Raw genomic sequence first — 2,898 nt, 5'->3', positions numbered from 1 at the left:
GTGTGGGATCTGGCCGACCGCACCCACCCCGTCAAGCAGACCACCCTGAAAGACCACACCAGCTACGTGAAAGCGGTGGCGGTGACCTCTGACGGGCGCACCGCGATCACCGGCAGCTACGACAAAATCGCGATCGTGTGGGATCTGGCCGACCGCACCCGCCCCGTCAAGCAGGCCACTCTGAAAGGCCATACCAGCTACGTGGACGCGGTGGCGGTGACCTCCGGCGGGCGCACCGCGATCACCGGCAGCGACGATAAAATCGCGATCGTGTGGGATCTGGCCGACCGCACCCGCCCCGTCAAGCTCACGACCCTGAAAGGTCACACCGGTCCCGTGTCCGCGGTGGCGGTGACCCTCGACGGGCGCACCGCGATCACCGGCAGCCACGACGAAACCGTAATCATGTGGGATCTGACCGACGCCGCCGAAATTGCCGCACGACCGCTGAACGCAGCCTGCGCAATCCTCGATCGAGAGCTCAGCCCGGAGGAGTGGTCCCGGTACGCACCTGGCCTGGACCGTCTCAAGGTCTGCGGGATCTGACCGGCCGTACTGGCTGCCCGGCCTACCCTCTCGGCCTCTAGCGTCAAAGACGAATAAGGCCTCATGCGGCCCAACGCCCCTACCCCGATCGCAGTGACAGCCATGACCCGTTCCGGATCGGCCCCGGTGTCGACTGCGATCAGCCAGTTCCCGTTCCTGCACCACGCTCACCAGGGTTGAGCGGTTGAGCCTCCTGGTTCGATGCCGAACCTCGGCAACCGCTCGGCCTCACCTGCACGCCCAGTGCGACCGAGCAACGCGATCAGCCTGTCCTGAGCGGGCCAATGGCCCGTCTCGACGGCGTGCACAAGCAGCCGTTCCGCCTCGCGCGTGCGCCCGTCACGTAATAGCAGGTCGCAGGTCGCGTCGAGGTCCCCGCTGTCGGCCGCCCGCCGCAGGCACGCATCGCCCTCCTCCCGCCTTCCCGTACGTTCCAGCAGCCGAGCCAGGTCTCGCCAGGCCGCGGGCGAGGGGTCGCGACGCAGCCAGTCCTCCGCCTCGAACATGAGGCCTTCGAGCACACGCAGCCTGGCGAGGATCCACCGCGCATCGGAGTCACCCGATTCGGCCAGCATGGTCCAGTGTGCCTCGTCGGCGTCACGGTTCCCGTTCAGGTCCGAGCTGACGAAGATGCCGAGCAGAGTGTCCCTGACGTCGACGAACGTCCCGAACTCAGCCCGCGCCGCATCTGCGTAAGGTTCGGCCACGACCTGAGAGAGGATATACGTGACCTTGTCCACCCCCACCCCGCGCCACTGTTGTGCTATCGGCCACGTCTGCATGTTGGGCGGGGCATGCGGCGGGAGGGGATCTCCTGGCTCCCACTCCAGCCATGCGCGGGCCCAGCGCGCCCAGATCTCGGGGTCCGGGCAGTCGAGCAGGTCGATCTGAAGCAGCGCTCGCCCAAGTTGCTGCCACTGGCCGGGAATCGTGGCTGAGCAGGCTGGCGTTCCTTCGTCGTCCGCGAAGAACGCGCGGTTGTTCCATGCGCCGGCCTCCTGGTCGTGGCCCGCCTGTCGCAGCAGGCTGGCCGCGATACGGAAGAGGCCCCGTCCGACAGCGTTACGGCCGAGCCTGAGACGGTCGTCGGAGTCGGTGGTGTGGCGGGCCAGGGCGTCCCAGAGCGCGGCCGGAGCACGTTCCCTCTCGCGCTGCAGGTGCTGCACCAGGTAGTCGTACGGTTCGTAGCGGGGCTCCGCGCCGGTGCGGGCACGCAGCGCGGTGACGGCGGTCACCGCACGGCGGACGTCGGTGCGGCTTCCGTCGGCGCGATGGCCGTCGCCCAGCGCGGTGAGGGCGCCGGCGAGGTCGGCGAGGTCGCCTGGCCGCTGCGACGGTCCCAGATAGCCGTCGGCCGCCGCGGTCAGTACCGCGGGCGACAGGGGCGCGCGGTGGCCCAGGCGTCGGGCATCCAGCGCGGCGGTGATCAGGGCGTGCTCGACCGGTGTGAACAGGCCGCCGCGAATATAGGCGTCCAGCAGTTCGGGACCACCGGTCAGATGCTGGATCACCCTGCCATCGGCCGCGCCCGCCGCGAGCGCGGCAGATAGCCGCCGATCGTCGACGTTCAGCGTCGCGAACTCGTCCAGCTCAGCGGTATCGAGCCGGTCGGGTACGCGGATGTTGCACGCGTACGGCCCGGTGAGCAAAGTGCGGGCGGCGACATGTGCGTCGGGCAGCAGTCCCTGGGCGGTCAAGGCCTGCCAGTAGGGCCGCTCCCATAGTGCGCCGAGCACCATCACGCGAGTGGCACCGGCCAGCAGCGCGACCAGGAGTTTGGCCGCCCGCTCCCCGTCCGCGCCCTCCAGGAACCGCTGTGTCTCGTTCAGCCACAGCACCGTGTCAGGGTCGACCCGCCGTTCCAGCCGCGCGCACAGCTCGGCCGCGTCCGCCGGGACCGCCAGCGCCCAGTGGGGGAGAACCGTGTGTGCCGCCTCCCACAGCGCCCGCGTCTTGCCCGTCGCGGAGTCACCGGTCAGCACCGCCAGTACCGGCCGACCGCCTCGCGCCGCGACCCGGCCGAGCACGGCACGCAACTCGCGGTCGTGCTCCCTGACCAGGTATGCCGTCAGCGGCGCGGTGGCGATACCGCCGGGGTCGGGGGCACGGTGCACGCCTAGCCCCAGCGGGTCGGCGGCGGACACCGTCAGCGGGGGCATCACGGCGCGGGACCGAGGGCCGACGCCGTACCACACTGGCCACGACGCCTCATCCAGCAGCCCGGGCGACAGCCCCTCCAAGTTGAGGAGTCCCTGCCGGACCTGCTCACGCGCGGCGCCGATCGCCACCCTAACCACGGCCAGCAGCATCGTGGCCGTGGCGGGGCGGTGCCGTCCGGCCGCCCAGTCGCTC

2 pseudogenes are annotated in these 2,898 nt (G+C 70.3%); one reads left to right on the top strand and one right to left on the bottom strand.

Annotation, left to right across the window (positions count from 1 at the left end):
- Positions 1-546, top strand: a pseudogene (locus ABZ260_RS48800) (hypothetical protein); the annotation flags it as partial.
- Between the two features lie 167 nt (positions 547-713).
- Here ABZ260_RS48800 and ABZ260_RS48795 read toward each other — a convergent pair.
- Positions 714-2,898: pseudogene (locus ABZ260_RS48795) on the bottom strand (hypothetical protein); the annotation flags it as partial.

It is taken from the genome of Streptosporangium sp. NPDC006013 (assembly GCF_040614275.1).
Taxonomy (GTDB): domain Bacteria; phylum Actinomycetota; class Actinomycetes; order Streptosporangiales; family Streptosporangiaceae; genus Streptosporangium.
The sequence above is the reverse complement of the archived record's forward strand: the minus strand, read 5'-3'. Positions and strand labels throughout refer to the sequence as shown.